This window comes from Achromobacter sp. LC458 (assembly GCF_001005835.2).
Taxonomy (GTDB): Bacteria; Pseudomonadota; Gammaproteobacteria; order Burkholderiales; family Burkholderiaceae_B; genus Achromobacter; species Achromobacter spanius_B.
Genome location: NZ_LBHW02000068.1, coordinates 1 through 16,953, shown reverse-complemented (window position 1 = coordinate 16,953; position 16,953 = coordinate 1). Strand labels below are relative to the sequence as shown.

Sequence of the window (16,953 nt, the reverse complement as noted above, 5' to 3'; positions counted from 1 at the left end):
ACCCCACAGGTAATCCTGTGGGGTTTTGTTTTTTGCGCGTCCCAGACGTTGCAAGTACAGATCATTTAAACCCCCTCGTAGCTCGCGCTGCGAGGGGGTTTTGTTTTTTATTTTGCGCGAACCAGACGACGACTGCTTATGGCAGCTGGCGGCGCAATGCTTCGAAGAACAATTCTGACTGAAGACGTTCGCTTTGAATCTGCGCGGCGACTTTGGTGGCGATGTCAGCGTTGACCGGTTTGAGCGGACGGCCAGTAGATTGCGCAAGGACCTGCGCTGCGCAAGCGCGTTCCAGGAAAAACAATTCGTCGTAAGCGTAGTCCAGCCGTTCGCCGCAAACCACAACGCCGTGATTGCCAAGGAAGACGATGTCCGCGCCTTGCATGGCATGCGCAATGCGTTCGCCCTCGGTGACGTCCAGGGCCAGGCCGTTGTAGTTTTCGTCGATGGCAAGCCTGCCGTGGAACCGCATTGCGTTTTGAGACAGCGTTGTGTCCAGACCTCGATCTGCGGTAAGCGTCAGTGCCGTGGCATATGGCATATGCGTGTGCAGGACACAGGCCTTGCCCGCGATACGGTGGATGGCAGCGTGAATAAACATCGCCGTGGGTTCAACGGCATGTCGACCGGCCAGTTTGTTTCCTTGCGCATCGATCAGGACGATGTCATCGGCTTGAACTTCATTCCACATGAGACCGCGGGGATTCAGCAGAAAGTGGTCGGGGTCACCGGGCAACGCCACGCTGAAGTGATTGCAGACGCCTTCGCCCAGGCCATGAGCCGCAGCCGCCCGCAAGGCCAAAGCCAAGTCGGCGCGAAGCGCAGTCACGGGTTCCGCGTGATATAGGGCGTCTGCGAAATGGGGTTCTTGATTCATGTCTGCCTTAAGGCTTAGGGAGGGGTAAGGGAACGCGCCTGATCCGACTATAGAGGGCCAGGCTGCGGCGTTATAACCAACCGGCGCTGCGAAAAACTCCTGGCACCCGGTCCAATGTCGGTACGGTAGCGTCCGGACGATAGTCAGGCAATAGCTGACGGCCTGTTCCCCGATCGATCCAGACGCATCGGAAGCCGATGTCGCGGGCAGCGGCATGGTCAAGATGTGGACTGGCGCAAATATGCACGATGTCGTCTGGCGTGACGCCAAGGCTCTGGTGAGCATGCGCGAAGATTTTGCGAGACGGCTTATAGGCGCCCGCGGATTCGGCCGTGATCACCCGGTCGATATGCCCGCCCAGCTGCGCGACGTTGCCGGCAATGATGTCTTCATCGGTATTCGAAATGATGCAAAGGCGGAAGCCCGCCTGTTTCAGCGTGGCCAACGTGTCCACGACTTCCGGAAACGGTGGCATGGCGGATATGCTGCCTATCAGTATGTCGGCATCTTCTGGTCGATATGGCAGGTCAAAGTCCTGCATCGTCAACCGTAGCGACTCGCGCGAGATGTCGGCAAAGCTGCGATGGGGCGGAGTGCGTTCCAGGCGATGCTCGTGTTGGTCGTACGCGTGCAGGAACTCATCGGCTGTGGGCGCTGAATGCGCCGGCGGCTTGCCAGTCAGGATGCGGGCAACCGCCGCCTGTAGCCCTTCGTCCCACTGAATCAGCGTGCCGTAACAGTCAAACGTCAGCCACTGCGGGCGGGGAAGCGAATTCAACGGCATGGTGGATCCCTAAGAAAAATAGAAGAATCCTCAGCGTAGGACGTCCCGCATCAAGTCGTAAAATTAATAATCGAACTCCTCTCAGTTGATAAACGAATATCAAGGCCGCCATGCTTGACTTGGAACTTTTGAGAACGCTGGTTTGCGTTGCCGATGAAGGCAGTTTCACGCGCGCTGCCCAGCGCGTGCATCGCACACAATCCACCGTCAGCCAGCAGGTTCGCAAGTTGGAGCAGACGGTGGGCAAGGCATTGCTGCTGCGCGACCGAACCGGCAGCAATGTGTCTGCGACCGAGGATGGCGAAGTGATGCTTGCGTACGCCCGCCGCCTGTTAGCCATTGCCGACGAGGCCGAACATGCCTTGATGGCGCCCCAGGCAGCGCGTGTTTTACGCCTGGGCATTCCTGAAGACTTCGACGTGGCGCGGCTGACGTTGCTGTTGGCGCGATTCGCGGCCAGCCATCCCGGCGTCCGGCTGGAAACCGCGAGTGGTATGAGCACCGAGCTACGCGCCAAACTGGGTTCCGGCGACTTGGACCTGGCCCTGATCAAACGCGAGCCCGACGACGGCCCATGCCTGGCGGCATGGCCCGAGCGTCTGGTCTGGATCGGCGCCAAGCGACACGCTGCGCTGGCGCCACATTGCCCCGTGCCGTTGGTGATGTTTCCGCACGGCTGCATCTATCGCAAGCGGATGATTTACGCGTTGGAGAGCGCCGGTCGCGCCTGGTACGGCGCTTATCACAGCCATAGCCTTGCTGGCGTGCAGGCGGCCGTGGCGGCGGGGCTGGGCGTGAGCTTGCTGCCTGCGTTCGCCACCCTGGAATCGCATCAGGTGCTGGTGGCACGCGACGGGTTCGATCCGGTGCCGTCGACCGAGTTGGCCATCGTCAGCAATCGCCGCGTGCCAGGCAGCATCGAGCAACAACTCGTGTACGCGTTGCAGCAGGCCATAGAAGCCGACACGCGCGACCCGGCGATGGCGTGAACGCCGGCGTTCAAGTCACATCGCCGTCCACGTAGTACCACTGGCCGTCTTCACGCACGAAGCGACTGACTTCGTGCATGCGATGCGCGCGGCCTGCCTGGCGGCTGCGGGCCACGAATTCCACGGTGGCGTGACCGGCGTCCTGTTCGCGCGCTTGTTTGATGGACAGCCCCAGCCATTTCAAGTCCGGCGGATTCGGGTCCAGCGTTGCGGGCCGCGTCCTGGGATGCCAACTGGCTAGCAGGTAAGGCAGTTTGTCCAGGACGAAAGCGCTGTATCGCGATCGCATCAGCGCCTCGGCGGTGGGCGCCTGCATGGCCAGGGGGCCTTCATGCCAGCGGCCGCAGCAGCGGTCGTAGGCCGCGCCGCCGCAAGGGCACGGAGCGGCCAGGGAAGCAGATTTCTTAGTCACGGTTTGGCAGCGGCGCGTATCAGGCTCGCAGGTCGTTGTATTCGGGATGGCGGCGCATGTAGACCTCGGCATACGAGCACAATGGGCGGACCTTCCAGCCATTGGCGCGCGCGGTATCCAGCGCTGACCGGGTCAGTTCCGCAGCGATGCCGCGCCCGCCGACCTGGCTGGGGACGCCGGTATGAACGATGGCCATCGTGTCGCCTTGCAACTGGTAGTCCAACACGCAAAGCACGCCGTCGACGGTGGCGGTGAAGCGGGATTGACGGGGGTCCTGGGTGACAACAGTCATTCGAAGGCTCCTTGGATGCACCGGTGGGTCAGCCGGCATTCATCCGATGATCGGTAATCGGTAATCGGTAATCGGTAATCGGTAGTCGTAAGCAAACAGCTTAACGCGTCAGCGCTCGGGGGCAGAGGGCTGCCCCGTCGACTTATCGGTGCAACACCTTGATCAACGCCGTCAGTTGGGCGTCGCGCGTTTGCACCATGTCGGCGATGCTGCGCCGGCCCGCCTCGGCGTTGACGCCTTCGATAAGTTTGCGCTGTAGTTCCGGAGTGACCTCGGGTGTGCCCAGGTCGTCCCACCAGGTTTGCACCGGGCCCAGCAGGTGGTCCATGAAATGCGCCAGGCCGCCCGCGCCACCGCCCAGGTTGAACGTCATGTGGGGTCCGAACAATGCCCAGCGCAACCCCGGCCCTTGCGACACCGCGGCGTCGATATCGGCCACGCTGGCGACGTTTTCGGCGGCCAGATGGATGGCCTCGCGCCAAACGGCCGCTTGCAGACGGTTGGCGATATGACCCGGCACTTCCTTGTTCAGTCGGATCGGGTATTTGCCCATGGCCCGGTAGAACGCGATGCTTTGCTCGATGACTTCAACCGACGTCTTGTCGCCCCCCACCACTTCCACAAGCGGAATCAGATGCGGCGGATTGAACGGATGCCCGATGACGAAGCGCTCCGGATGTTGGCAGCGCGATTGCAGGCGGCTCATGATCAGGCCCGACGAACTTGAGGCCACGATCACGCGAGGCGGCAGTAGGGCGTCCATCCGCGCAAAGAGTTCGATCTTGAAGTCCTCGCGTTCGGGCGCGTTTTCCTGCACGAAGTCCACATCCACCAAGGCCGTCGCCAAGTCCGGCTCGAACAGCAGGGCGTCCGGCGACGCGCCTTCCACGACGCGGCCTAATTCCTTCAGCACCGGCCAGGCGGCCTGAACGCGCGCGCGGGTTTGTGCTTCGGCATCGGCGGCGGGGTCGCTGACCACCACCGTCAGCCCATGCGCCAGGAACAGTGCTGCCCAACTGGCCCCGATGGTGCCGGCGCCAACGATGGCGATGCGGCGGATGGCTGGCGTGGGCGTGGCAGGGTGCGGCATAGGGCTCTCCGAGTGGCAGGGATCGGCCCATATTGTGATGCAAACGCCCCGCGCTTGCATGCCCGCCTTATGCGTTATGCGCGCGACCCAAGTGACGCCAGACCAGCCCGACCCCCGCCGCGTAGCTTGCGGCGATCACGCCGTAGGCGACGGGCAGGGTCGCGTTCCAGTCGGGCAGCACATGCATGATGGTGCCCATCAATGCCACCCCGACCAATGCGCCGGACTGCCGATTCGCGTTCAATGCCGCCGCCGCGCTGTTGGCGTGGTGCTTGCCCGAACTCTGCATCACAATGCCGGTCATCGCTGGCACGGCGATTCCCACGCCCAGATTGCCCAGCGCAACCAGGATGGCGAAGGGCCAGTAGGCGATCGTGGGCGTGAAGGCGACGATCCCCAAGGCGCTCATGGTGGCGGCCAGCGACATGCCCCCCAATAGCGCTGCCGACACATTCCAGCGCGCGGATACACGCCCCGAAATCAAATTGCCGATTGAAAAAACCGCCAGCATCGGCACCAGCTGGATACCGGTCTGAAGGGCGTCGGCGCCGCGCGCATGTTGCAGGAACAAGCTAAGCAGGAACAACTGCCCGTACGAAGCCAGATTGATCAGGAAGCCCACCGCGTTGGCCGCGGCAAAGTGCGGCGTCTGGAACAGGACGCGGGGCAGTATCGGTTCGGCGTGGCGCCGTTCGCGCCGCACCAGCAATACGATGGCCAGGGCGCACAAGCCGGTGACGCCGGCAATGCGCGGCGACGTCCAGCCGTAGGCGTTGCCCTGGATCAGCACGAAGCACAACGACGACAACGCGATTACGCCCAGCAGGTGGCTGATCGGGTTCAGCGCGCGCGGCCGGCGAGGGGCCGCCTGGATGCGGCGGCGGGCAAGCCACAGCCCGACCACGCCCAACGGCAGGTTGATGAGAAAGATGCCGCGCCAACCGAATTGATGGATCAACACACCGCCCAGCAAGGGGCCGGTGGCGCCCGCCACCGCGACGATCGCCGACCAGGCGGCCAGCATGCGGTTGCGCACGTGGTCGTCGTCGTAGGCGTGCGTCAGCAAGCTTAGCGAGCTGGGCATGAACAGCGCGGCGCCCAGGCCTTGCAGCATGCGGGCCGCGATCAATGTGTTGGCGTCGGGCGCCAGGCCGCACAGCAATGAGGCAAACGTAAACACGGCCAGGCCGGCAAGATAAACCGTTTTGGCCCCATAGCGGTCGGCCAGCGCGCCGGCCACCAACAGCAGCGCGGCAAACGTCAGCGTGTAACCGTCGACGATCCAGACCAGATCCGTCAAGGGAACGACAAACTGCACGGCAATGCTGGGCAGCGCCACGTTGACCACGGTCACGTCCAGCATGGCCATGACGAAACCGATGGCCAGGGTGACTAGCGGCAGCCAGGCAGTGGCCGGCTTGGCGTCGAGGGAGGGCACGGGGTGTGATGGGCAGGCGGTGTTCATGAGAGGCAGACGGCGGGATTCCAAGGACTGAAGCTTAGAAGTTTTCGGGTATGCAAAAAAGCCGAAATACTGCTTTATAGTGATGCATAAATGCATCGCGGTCCCCTGGGTGGCAGGGCTGAAACGCGTTCGGGATGCCAATGGACTGAAGCGAGGGTCAGCGCTATGGATTGGGACAATGCCAGGATCTTCCTGGCGATTTATCGCGTGGGAACGCTGCGCGGGGCGGCGGCATTGCTGCAGATCGACCAGGCAACGGCGGGCCGCCGCCTGGCCGCGCTGGAGTCATCGCTGGACGCGCGCCTGTTTCTGCGCACCCCTGGCGGGTACGTGCCCACGCCGGCGGGCGAATTGGCGTTTGCCGCGGCGGAGCGCATGGAGTCGGCCGCCGACCAGCTGCAGCGGCAGATGCAGGGGCTGGACCATCGCCTGTCGGGCGTGGTGCGCGTGGCGGCATCCGAAACCGTGGCCAGCTACTTCATCATGGAGGCGGTGCGCCGCGTGCATGTCCAGCATCCGGACATACGCGTGGTGCTGTCGGCGTCGATACAGATCAGCAACTTGACCCGTCGCGAGGCGGATCTGGCCATCCGCAACGTCAAGCCTGACAGCCCCGATTTGATCCAGCGCCACCTGGCCCGCAAGGAAGTCGGTCTGTATGCCTCGCGCGAATATCTTGCCGCGCACGGTGAGCCCAAACCGGGTACGGCCTTCGCCGGGCATACCTTGGTGACGTACCAGCAGGCGGTCTTGCCCGGCTGGTCGGACACGTTTTGCGGCGAGCCGACGGGCAACGGGCGCATCGCGATCGAGCTCAATTCCGGGATGATGATACTTGCCGCCGTGGTGGCCGGCCTGGGCATCGGCGAGCTGCCCACCCACATGGCGCCGGATTATCCCGACCTGGTCCGTATCTGGCCGGGTCGCAGCGAACCGTATGATTTGTGGCTGGTCATGCACGGGGACCTGAACCGCACCGCGCGCGTGCGCGCCGTGGCCGACGCCATCGTTCAGGTGTTCGAAGAAGATAAATAGCCGCGCAACTGCGGTAAGCCGTGGCTTGTCGAGCCGCGCGACAGGCGCTAAGGTTTGCGTGCCCCGCAGGAAAACCACGAATCAGGAGTGACGCGTGTCCGATCTTTGGCGTTTATCCGCAGTTGAGCTTGCCTCTCTAATCCGACAGCGCGACGTATCGGCTGTCCAGGCCGCGCAAAGCGCATTGGACCGGCTCGATGCCGTCAACCCCGCGCTTAATGCCGTGGTCGATCATCGCCCTGACGAGGTCCTGGCCCGCGCACGCGAGGTCGATGCGCAGCTGGCACGCGGCGAAGATCCCGGCGTGCTGGCCGGTGTGCCCGTTACGGTCAAGGTCAACGTCGACCAGGCAGGCTACGCCACGACCAACGGCGTCAGCCTGCAAAAGGACGTGATCGCCGCGCAGAACAGCCCCGTCGTTGACAACCTGCTGCGCGCCGGCGCGGTGATTCTTGGCCGCACGAACACGCCCGCGTTTTCGTTGCGCTGGTTCACGGGTAACGGCCTGCACGGGGACACGCGCAACCCGCGCAACAAGGCATTGACGCCAGGTGGCTCGTCGGGTGGCGCGGCATCGGCGGTGGCGGCGGGCATCGGCCATCTGGCCCATGGCACCGATATCGCTGGGTCCATCCGCTACCCGGCCTACGCCTGCGGCGTGCACGGGTTGCGGCCATCGCTGGGCCGCGTGCCCGCGTACAACGGGGCCTTGCCGGAACGTTCCATCGGCGGCCAATTGACGGCCGTGTCGGGGCCATTGGGGCGCACCATTGCCGACGTGCGCTTGGGGCTGGCGGCCATGTCCGCGCGTGACCCTCGCGACCCTTGGTGGGTGCCGGCGCCGCTTGTGGGCCCCGACGTTCCCCGCCGCGCCGCGCTGTGCGTGAACCCGGATGGCATGAACCCCGAGCCCGCTGTCGTCAAGGCATTGCAGGAAGCCGCCCGCAGGCTTAGCGACGCGGGCTGGACGGTAGACACACTGGATGCCGTGCCGCCCATGCAAGAGGCGGCCGACTTGCAGATCCGCATGTGGATGGCGGACGGCTATGAGGCCATGTTGGCGGCGGCCGAAAAGGAAGGCGACCCAGGGGCTTTGGTGGCCCTGCGCGGCCAGCGCGACAAGGCCGCCGACGCAAACCTGAACAATTTTTCCGCGGTGCTGACGCGTCGGGCTACGTTGACCCGCTTGTGGGAAATCTTCCTTTCCGAATATCCGGTGCTGTTGCTGCCGGTATCCGCGGAATTGCCCTTTCCCGACAATCTGGATTTGCAGGGCGACGCGGCTTACGCGCGCGTGTGGCGTGCGCAGATGACGCAGATCGGCGTGCCCTTCATGGGCTTGCCCGGGTTGTCGGTGGCGATGGGCAACGCCATGAGCAGCGTCGGGCCAAGCCCCGTCGGGGTGCAGATCGTTGCGGGACGCTATCGCGAAGATCTATGCCTGGCCGCTGCCGAAATTATCGAGGCGGGCGATGCCGCCGTCACTATCGCGGAACCGGACTTCAAACCCGCACCGCGTTGACGGCGTGCGGCCTTGCGTTAGCCCGACGCCCTAGCTGCCAAACCGCACGCGCAGCACGCCGAGCTCGCCGTAGACGAGCTCGATGTCTTGATGCGCCGGCACGTCCAGGAACCCGGCATAAGAACCGGTGATGACGTGCTGCCCGGCATGCAGCCCCAAGCCTTGTTCGCGCAGGAAATTGGCCAACCAGTACAAGCCGGCCTTCGGGCGATCGTTAGGGTGAAAGCCAGGATGTTGTTCAACTTCGCGTCCGCCGACCGACAAGGTCAGCGTCATGCTTGAAGGAACCGCGTCGGCGCTGGCGATGCGCGCCCCCAGCACCAGGCCTTCGTTGAACATGTGGTCGGCAAGCAGCTCTGGCAGGCTGGCATGTTCGGGCGACGCGTAGCGGCAGCCCAGCACTTCCAGCGCCAGCCGAGCGCCGCCCACGGCCGCGTCAATCTCGGCGTCGGTGTAGGGCGTGTCGCGGGCGGGCAGGTCTTGCGCCAGCTCGAACGCAATTTCCGGCTCAATGCGCACCACTTGCGTGCGCGTGGCAACGGGGCCAGCCTCGGCATAGACGGTGCCCGATGCGTAAATCGGCGCCACAACCATTTTCTCGGGCGAGGGTAGCGCGCTTTTCCAGGCCGCAATGCGGTCCTGGCGCGTTTCCTGCAATAGCTGTGCGGTGCGCTGTTGAACCGCGAATGCCTGCCCCATTGATTGCGGGCGGCAGTCCGCCGGCAAGCGCGGGCCGGCCACGCCGGATTCGCGCGCGGCGATCAACGTGCGGGCGGCGTCGATGCTGCCGGGATAGTCTTCGATTCGGATCTGCATGGGCTCAGGCTCCCAGGTACAGCATCACCCACAGGACGATCATGGCGATCAGGCCCAGCCAGCACGAGCCCCAAAAGCCAACGATGGGCCATTTCAGCGAAAGCGGCGTTTTCTTGGGGTCGACGTGACCCAGCAAATCGTTGGCATTGCCGATCAACCAGAACCGCGTGCCGGGAAACATCAGGCGGAAAAAATAGTCCAGCATGATGGCCGCCTGGATCGACAGGGGATACTGTTTCCACGGGCGGTGTTGCAAATAGGGATGCTTGAACGCGGCGTTGATCTCTTTGTTTTTCAGGAAAAACAGGACAATGCCGCTCAGCGTGCAGGTGATGAAGCAAAGCACGAAAAGGCTGAAGGCCATGGCCATGACAGGTGAATGCATGGGGATCTCAAGATTGCGCGGCGTGCCGCGTTAGATGAAAAAAGGGCAGAACGAAAGCGGGGAAAAAATCTGCCCGTATTGTAGAAGGCTTGGCGCCGCCCCGTGTTCAGGGCAGCGTCAGCGATGTCGGGCGGCCAGGCCGCCCAGGGCTGATGTGGTTCAGCCGCGAACCTGGCCTTCACCGTTCAACACCCATTTCAGCGTGGTCAGGCCTTCCAGGCCGACCGGGCCGCGCGCATGCAGACGGTTCGTCGAGATGCCGATTTCAGCGCCCAGGCCGTATTCGAAACCGTCCGCAAAGCAGGTCGGCAGGTTGACGTAGACCGAGCTGGAATCCACTTCACGCTGAAAGCGCTGCGCCGCCGACAGGTCTTCGGTGACGATAGCGTCGGTGTGGCCCGAGCCCCAGCGCGCGATGTGCTCGATGGCGTCATCCAGCGTGTCAACGATACGAACGGCCAGGATCGGGCCCAGGTATTCCGTGCCCCAGTCTTCTTCCGTGGCAGGGGTGATGTGGGGCAGCAAGGCCATCGTGCGCGGGCAGCCGCGCAGTTCGACGCCATGCTCGATCAGGGCTGCCGCCAGGGTGGGCAGAATGGAAACGGAGGCCACGGCATCGACCAGCAACGTTTCCATCGCGCCGCAGATGCCATAGCGGTAGGTCTTGGCGTTAAAGGCAATGGTGTGCGCCTTATCCGGATCGGCCGCCGCGTCAATGTAGATGTGGCAGTTGCCGTCCAGGTGCTTGATCAATGGCACACGGGCTTCTTGCGCCAGCCGCGCAATCAAGCCCTTGCCGCCGCGCGGAACGATGACGTCGATATGTTCCGTCATGGTGATGAGTTTGCCCACGGCAGCCCGGTCCGCGGTGGCGACGACCTGCACGGCGTCCGGCGGCAAGCCGGCCGCGGCCAGACCGGTTTGCACGACCCGGCCTAACGCGATATTGGAGTGCAAAGCTTCGCTGCCGCCACGCAGGATCGCGGCGTTGCCGGACTTCAAGCACAGCGCGGCCGCGTCGATCGTGACGTTGGGGCGGGACTCGTAAATGATGCCGATGACCCCAAGCGGGACCCGCATTTGCGCCACGCGCATGCCGTTAGGACGCACCGTGGTGGCCGTGATGCTGCCGATAGGATCGGGCAGGGCGGCAATCTGGCGCAAGCCCTCGGCCATGTGCGCCAACGTTTTGTCGGACAGGGTCAGGCGGTCCAGCAGTGCCGGTTCCAGCCCGTTGGCGCGGGCGGCGGACACATCCTTTTCGTTGGCGGCCTTGAGCTCATCGTGGCTGGCGGCCAGGGCGTCGGCCATGGCCAGCAACGCCTTGTTCTTGGCGGCGCTGTTGGCGCGCATCATCGCGCGCGAGGCGCGCCGGGCGTTTTCGCCCAAGGTCAGCATGGCGTGTTCGATGGAAGACGAGGACATGGCAGTGTCAATCATGAATGAGTGCAACGGAAGAGACGGCGGAGCCCGTGGGCGTAACCCTAAGCGCCGTCTGAAGATTCAGTTTATATCCGGACAAAGGACGGCGTGCGCGGGGCGGCCTTCACGGTCGCCCGCCGGCGGCGGCCACGCGCAGCGCCAGCCGGGTCATTTCTTCCCAGGGGTCCGAAAGCCGTCCGGCGACGGACAAGCCCTTGATCAGGCGATCCACGTCGTGGGCGTGCTGCACGGCTGCGGGCCAGACGGCGGGCTGCACCCGGTTCAGCGCCTGTAATGCCAGGCGCTCGTGCGCGCCGAATATACGCAACCGACGCATCAGCCCGTTGGCGTCCTGGCCCAGCGCACGCGCTTCCGCGATGCGGGCAAGCAGGCGGATTTCTTCGCCGACCGCCCAGAGCACCAGCGGCAGCGCTTCGCCTTCGGCGCGCAGGCCGTCGATCATGCGGATGGTGCGAGCGATGTCGCCCGCCAGCATGGCGTCGCGCAGGCCGAAAACATCGTAGCGCGCAACGTTCAGTACCGCGCGCTCTACGTCCTCGGCCGCCAGTTGGCCTTCGGGATACAGCAAGCCCAGCTTCTGGATTTCCTGGTGCGCAGCCAGCAGGTTGCCTTCGACCTTGTCAGCCATCCATTGCAACGTGGCGGCGTCGGCACGCTGGTTTTGCCGAGCCAGCCGCATGCCCACCCAGGCAGGCAGCCGGCCGCGCTCGATGTTGGCGATGTCGACCATCACGCCGCCCCGGTTCAGCGCCTGCACCCAGCGGCTTTCGCGGGTGGCTTTGTCCAGCCGGGGAAGCGCAATGAGGATCAGCGTGTCGGCATCAGGCTGCTTTTCGGCCTGCTCGGCCAGCTTGGCCAGCGTGTCGGCGCCGGACTTGCCGGGCTTGCCGGTGGGGATCTTGATTTCAAGGATGCGGCGGTCGCCGAACAGCGACACGCTTTGCGTTGCGGCAGTGACGGCGCTCCAGTCGCTGCGGGCGTCCATCACCATCGAAAGCCGGTCGGTGTAGCCGGCGTTGCGCGCCGAGGCGCGCAACGTATCCACGGCTTCGGTGACCAGCAAAGGCTCGTCGCCGGACACCGTGTATAGCGGCGCGAGCTGATTGCCCGGGCGCTGCAGGTGTTCGGCAAGCCGATCCGCGTCCAAAGGCTGTGCCATGGGCTAACGCAAGATCGCCGGGTCGGTGGTTTGCGGCGTCTGCCACGGCGTGGGCGTGCTCTTTTGCTGCGGCGCGTTCGGGTCGTACAGCGGAATCTCGCCGGTTTCCCCGCGTTCTTCAGCCTGCTCGAATGCGCGGCGCACGTCCGGTGCGGTCATGCGGCGCAGCAGACGAGACACCAGGTCGCGCTGCATGGCTTTATACAAGGTGTCGATCTGACCTTGCTTGGCCTGCACCACTTGGTCGTCGTACGGCATTTCGCGGTAGATGGACAAGGTGGTGTCCGGGATCAACGCACGGCCCTTGTTGTCGATGAGACGGAACGTGTAGTTGATACCCAGTTCGTATTCCTCGACCCGGCCCTGGGCGTTCAGAGACACCTCGCGCAACGTACGCGTATCGCCAACCTGCTGAAGAATGGCCTGCGCTTCCTTGGGCGAATCCACCAGCTTGGTATTGGGCGAGGCCGCGCGCAGGGCGCGGCGCACGTCCGCGCCAAACTGAGTGGTATCGGGCATGCCGACATAAAGCGTGTCGAACGGCATCGGCGTAACGCCGCGCAGTGCGAAGCCGCAAGCGGACAGCAGCATGAACAGCGCCAGGCAGGCGCCGCGCAGCAGCCACGATTGGCGGGGGGAGTGCGAGAGTTGCCCGGCGAAGTACATGCTTGACCTCATCAGCCTACGACGTTGACCAGTTTGCCCGGCACCACGATGACGCGCTTGGGCGGGCGGCCTTCCAGGAAGCGCGAGACCTCTTCCTGGCTGGCAGCGAGCTTTTCGATGTCTTCCTTGGCGGCGCCGGCGGCCACGCGGATCGAGCCGCGCAGCTTGCCGTTGACCTGGAGCATCAGCTCGATTTCGTCCGCGATCAGCGCGGCTTCGTCCACATGCGGCCACGGCGCGTCCAGCAGGTCGCCCAGCTCTTTCGCGTAGCCCAGGTCTTGCCACAGGTGCCAGGTGATGTGCGGGACCACCGGGTACAGCACGCGCAGCAGCACGCCCAGCGTTTCGGCGTAGGCGGCATCGGCCGCGGCGTCCTCGGGCAGCTTGGCGTCGTCGATGGCGTTCAGCATCTTCATGCAGGCGGACACGACGGTGTTGTACTGGATGCGCTGGTAGTCGTAGTCGGCTTGCTTGAGCAGCGTGTAGACCTCGCGGCGCAGATCCTTGACGGCGGCGGTGGCTTGCGCCCAGTCAGCGCCATTGGCCAGGCCACGTGCCACGGCGTCGCGGCGCGCGTAGCTGATGGACCACAGGCGACGCAGGAAGCGGTTGGAACCTTCCACGCCCGAATCCGACCATTCAAGCGTCTGCTCGGGCGGGCTGGCGAACATGACGAACAGGCGTGCCGTGTCGGCGCCCAGCGTGTCGATCAGCGATTGCGGATCGACACCGTTGTTCTTGGACTTGGACATCGTGCCCACGCCGCCGTAGTTGATGGCGGAACCGTCCGACTTGAGCTTGGCACCGGTGATGGCGCCACGGTCGTCGTAGACGTTTTCAACGTCTTCGGGCCAGAAGTATTCAATGCCGCCCTGGGGCGTCTTGCGCGAATAGATATGGTTCAGCACCATGCCCTGGCACAGCAGCTTGGTGAAGGGCTCGTCGAAATTGAGCAGGCCCATGTCGCGCATGACCTTGGTCCAGAAGCGGGCGTACAGCAAGTGCAGCACGGCGTGCTCGATGCCGCCGATGTACTGGTCCATCGGCATCCAGTAGTCATTGCGCGCGTCGACCATGGCGTTGTCGTTGCCCGGCGAGGTGTAGCGCATGAAGTACCAGGACGAGTCCACAAACGTGTCCATCGTGTCCGTTTCGCGGCGCGCGGGCTTGCCGCAGCTGGGGCAGGCGCAGGACAGGAAGGCTTCGTTCTTGGCCAGCGGGTTGCCGCTGCCGTCCGGGATCAGGTCGTCGGGCAGGACGACGGGCAGGTCTTTTTCGGGAACCGGCACCGGGCCGCAGTCGGCGCAGTGGATGATCGGGATCGGGGTGCCCCAGTAGCGCTGGCGCGAGATGCCCCAGTCGCGCAGGCGCCACGTGGTTTGCTTTTCGCCCAGGCCTTGCGCGCCCAGGTCGGCCGCGATGGCGTCCACGGCGTCCTTGTGCGAGAGGCCGTCGTACTTGCCGGAATTGATGGTGCGGCCAGACTGCTTGTCGCCATACCATTCCTGCCAGGCAGCGGTGGAGTATTCCTTGCCGGGCACGTCCACGACTTGCACGATGGGCAAGTCGTATTTCTTGGCGAAGGCAAAGTCGCGTTCGTCGTGGGCGGGCACGCCCATGACGGCGCCGTCGCCGTAGGTCATCAGCACGTAGTTGCCGACCCACACTTCGACGTCCGCGCCCGTGACAGGGTGCGTGACGGTCAGGCCCGTGCGCATGCCTTCTTTTTCGCGCGTGGCCATTTCGGCCTCGGTCGTGCCGCCCAGCTTGCACTGTTCGATGAACGCGCCCAGCTCGGGGTTGTTTTGCGCGGCATGCGTGGCCAGCGGGTGTTCCGGCGCCACGGCGCAGAAGGTCACGCCCATGATCGTGTCGGCGCGGGTGGTGAAAACGTACAGCTTGCCGTCCTGGATTAGCTGGCCGTCCTGGCCGGCGATCTTGTGCGGGAAGGCAAAGCGCAGGCCTTCGGACTTGCCGATCCAGTTTTCCTGCATCAGGCGAACGCGCTCGGGCCAGCCGGGCAGGTCGTTCTGGACAGCGCCCAACAGTTCGTCGGCGTAGTCGGTGATGCGCAGGTAGTAGCCCGGGATCTCGCGCTTTTCAACCAGCGCGCCTGAGCGCCAGCCACGGCCGTCGATGACCTGTTCGTTGGCCAGCACGGTCTGGTCGACCGGGTCCCAGTTCACGACCTGGGTCTTGCGGTAGGCCACGCCCTTTTCCAGCATCTTTAGGAACAGCCACTGGTTCCATTTGTAGTATTGCGGATCGCAGGCGCACATTTCGCGCGTCCAGTCGATTGCCAGACCCATCGCCTTCATCTGCTTCTTCATGTAGGCGATGTTGTCGTAGGTCCACTTGGCAGGCGGCACCTTGGACTTGATGGCGGCATTTTCCGCCGGCATGCCGAAGGCATCCCAGCCCATGGGCATCAGGACGTTATAGCCGCGCATGCGCAACTGACGCGCCATCATGTCGTTGATGGTGTAGTTGCGCACGTGGCCCATATGCAGCTTGCCACTGGGGTAGGGCAGCATCGAGCAGGCGTAGAACTTCGGCTTTTCGGAGCCGTCGGCGTTCTTCGCGTGTTCGTGGACCAGATAGGCGTCGCGGGCCTGCCAGTCTTGATGGGCGGCCGCTTCGACGGTAGTGGGGAGGTAACGTTCCTGCATGGGCTCGGGCACGGTGGCAAAAAAGGGCTAGCCGCCCTGCCGCGTGGACGCGGGGGCGGCCTGACGCGGTGGCGGTCAAAACCCCTGATTATAGGAGGTGCTAGACGCGGCTAGGGGGCGGGGCTGTTTCGGGGATGCGCGCACTGGGCGCCAAGACGCCGTATGCCAATGTAACCACGCCCAGAACAGCGCCCGCGATGACCACGCCGGGCCAGCCGAAATGGGCGTAAAGCCAGGACGATACCAGTGAACCGGAGGCGCCGCCGAGGAAGTAGCTGGTCATGTAGCCCGCGGTAAGGCGGCTGCGTGCTTCGGGACGCAGGCGATAGAGCGAACTGCTATTGGTGACATGAACGCCCTGGATGGCCAGGTCCTGCACCAGAATGCCCGCCAACAGGGCAAATACCGAGACCTGGCCAAAGGCCATCAGCCCCCAGGACCCCAGCAGCAGCAACAGGCCCACGCGCGTGGCCAGGTTGCCCAGGCCCCGGTCGGCCAGGCGGCCGAAGCGGTTCGCGGCATAGGCGCCCGCCGCCCCGGCCAGGCCGAACAGGCCGATGGTGGTGTTGCTGTATTGATAGGGCGGGCTGGCCAGCAGGAAGGTCAACGGCGTCCACAGCATGCTGAACGCGGCGAACAGCAAAAAGCCCAGCAGGGACCGCGCGCGAAACAGCGGCTCTTGGACAAACATGCGCAGGATCGAGCCCAACAGGCGCGGATAGCTCATCGTGGTGGGGCTCTGGTAGCGCGGCAGCACACGCCACAGGGCGGCGGACATGCCCAGCATCAGCACGGCGGCCACCCAGTACACGGTGCGCCAACTGCCCACGTCCGCCAGCACGCCTGCCACGGTGCGAGCCAGCAGAATGCCCAGCAGCAGGCCGCTCATGACCGTGCCCACCGCCTTGCCGCGCTCGTGCGGGGCGGCAAGGGTGGCCGCGAACGGCACCAGAATCTGGGCCACTACGGACAACAGCCCCGTCAGCGCCGTGCCCAGCAGCAGCACCGCGATGTGGGTGGCGAAGGAAGAAATCAACAGGCCGCCCGCTGACAGCAAGGTCATCAGCACGATCAGACGGCGGCGTTCAAAGAGATCGCCCAGCGGCACCAGCAGCATCAAACCCAGCGCGTAGCTCAATTGGGCCGTGGTGACGATGGCCCCCGCCGCGGCGTTGGACAGCCCGAATTGCTGGCCAATCGTATGCAGCAGCGGTTGCGCGTAGTAGTTGCTGGCGACGGCCAGGCCGGTCGCGATCGACATCAACAGGACGATCGGCGCGGTCAGCGTCGGGGTGGGCGGGGTAGGCGGGGCGGGGGGCGGGGAGGCGGGGGAAGGTGGCCTGAAGCGG

General features: G+C 64.5%; 16 protein-coding genes. 3 read left to right on the top strand and 13 right to left on the bottom strand.

What is annotated here, in order from left to right:
- Positions 1-136 precede the first annotated feature (136 nt).
- Together YH64_RS28970 and YH64_RS28965 are read right to left on the bottom strand one after the other, a co-directional pair.
- Positions 137-877 (bottom strand): aldolase, encoded by a 741-nt coding sequence (locus tag YH64_RS28970; RefSeq protein WP_046807812.1) that lies wholly within the window; start codon positions 875-877, stop codon positions 137-139.
- A 70-nt stretch (positions 878-947) separates the two neighbouring features.
- Positions 948-1,661 carry a haloacid dehalogenase type II gene (locus tag YH64_RS28965; protein WP_046807811.1) on the bottom strand — a complete coding sequence of 238 codons (714 nt, stop codon included), beginning with the start codon at positions 1,659-1,661 and terminating at the stop codon, positions 948-950.
- A gap of 110 nt (positions 1,662-1,771) precedes the next feature.
- On the opposite strand from YH64_RS28965, the gene YH64_RS28960 reads away from it, so the two are divergent.
- Positions 1,772-2,650, top strand: coding sequence for a LysR substrate-binding domain-containing protein (locus tag YH64_RS28960; RefSeq protein ID WP_046807810.1), 879 nt, complete (start codon positions 1,772-1,774; stop codon positions 2,648-2,650).
- 10 nt (positions 2,651-2,660) lie between these two features.
- On the opposite strand, the gene YH64_RS28955 is transcribed toward YH64_RS28960, so the two are convergent.
- From YH64_RS28955 to YH64_RS28940, 4 genes are all read right to left on the bottom strand, one after another.
- Positions 2,661-3,062 carry a YchJ family protein gene (locus YH64_RS28955; RefSeq protein WP_046807809.1) on the bottom strand — a complete coding sequence of 134 codons (402 nt, stop codon included), beginning with the start codon at positions 3,060-3,062 and terminating at the stop codon, positions 2,661-2,663.
- A 19-nt stretch (positions 3,063-3,081) separates the two neighbouring features.
- Entirely contained in the window at positions 3,082-3,354 is a 273-nt protein-coding gene (locus YH64_RS28950; RefSeq protein WP_046807808.1) for a GNAT family N-acetyltransferase, read from the bottom strand.
- A 142-nt stretch (positions 3,355-3,496) separates the two neighbouring features.
- Positions 3,497-4,444 (bottom strand): 3-hydroxyacyl-CoA dehydrogenase NAD-binding domain-containing protein, encoded by a 948-nt coding sequence (locus YH64_RS28945; RefSeq protein WP_046807807.1) that lies wholly within the window; start codon positions 4,442-4,444, stop codon positions 3,497-3,499.
- Between the two features lie 67 nt (positions 4,445-4,511).
- Entirely contained in the window at positions 4,512-5,909 is a 1,398-nt protein-coding gene (locus YH64_RS28940; protein WP_052946149.1) for an MFS transporter, read from the bottom strand.
- Between the two features lie 165 nt (positions 5,910-6,074).
- Here YH64_RS28940 and YH64_RS28935 point away from each other — a divergent pair, with 165 nt between their 5' ends.
- Both YH64_RS28935 and YH64_RS28930 read left to right on the top strand, forming a co-directional pair.
- A complete protein-coding gene (locus tag YH64_RS28935) occupies positions 6,075-6,944 on the top strand; it encodes a LysR family transcriptional regulator (RefSeq protein WP_046807806.1) in 870 nt (289 codons plus the stop codon).
- 94 nt (positions 6,945-7,038) lie between these two features.
- Positions 7,039-8,466, top strand: a complete 1,428-nt coding sequence (locus YH64_RS28930) for an amidase family protein (RefSeq protein ID WP_046807805.1) — start codon at positions 7,039-7,041, stop codon at positions 8,464-8,466.
- A 30-nt stretch (positions 8,467-8,496) separates the two neighbouring features.
- Here the strand turns inward: YH64_RS28930 and YH64_RS28925 are convergent, their stop codons facing one another.
- The 7 genes from YH64_RS28925 to YH64_RS28895 all read right to left on the bottom strand — a co-directional run bounded on the left by YH64_RS28925 (position 8,497) and on the right by YH64_RS28895 (position 16,865).
- The gene (locus tag YH64_RS28925) at positions 8,497-9,282 is read right to left on the bottom strand and encodes a 2-keto-4-pentenoate hydratase (protein ID WP_046807804.1); all 786 of its coding nucleotides are present in this window, start codon (positions 9,280-9,282) and stop codon (positions 8,497-8,499) included.
- A gap of 4 nt (positions 9,283-9,286) precedes the next feature.
- A complete protein-coding gene (locus YH64_RS28920) occupies positions 9,287-9,667 on the bottom strand; it encodes a hypothetical protein (protein ID WP_185975433.1) in 381 nt (126 codons plus the stop codon).
- 159 nt (positions 9,668-9,826) lie between these two features.
- Complete coding sequence (locus YH64_RS28915; protein ID WP_046807802.1) at positions 9,827-11,107, bottom strand: glutamate-5-semialdehyde dehydrogenase; 1,281 nt, start codon at positions 11,105-11,107, stop codon at positions 9,827-9,829.
- Positions 11,108-11,213: 106 nt separating this feature from the next.
- Positions 11,214-12,269 carry a DNA polymerase III subunit delta gene (holA, locus tag YH64_RS28910; protein WP_046807801.1) on the bottom strand — a complete coding sequence of 352 codons (1,056 nt, stop codon included), beginning with the start codon at positions 12,267-12,269 and terminating at the stop codon, positions 11,214-11,216.
- 3 nt (positions 12,270-12,272) lie between these two features.
- Complete coding sequence (gene lptE, locus YH64_RS28905; RefSeq protein WP_046807800.1) at positions 12,273-12,935, bottom strand: LPS assembly lipoprotein LptE; 663 nt, start codon at positions 12,933-12,935, stop codon at positions 12,273-12,275.
- A gap of 11 nt (positions 12,936-12,946) precedes the next feature.
- Entirely contained in the window at positions 12,947-15,604 is a 2,658-nt protein-coding gene (leuS, locus tag YH64_RS28900; protein WP_046807799.1) for a leucine--tRNA ligase, read from the bottom strand.
- Between the two features lie 100 nt (positions 15,605-15,704).
- On the bottom strand, positions 15,705-16,865 hold the full coding sequence (locus YH64_RS28895; protein ID WP_046807813.1) for an MFS transporter: 1,161 nt from the start codon (positions 16,863-16,865) through the stop codon (positions 15,705-15,707).
- Positions 16,866-16,953: the final 88 nt, after the last annotated feature.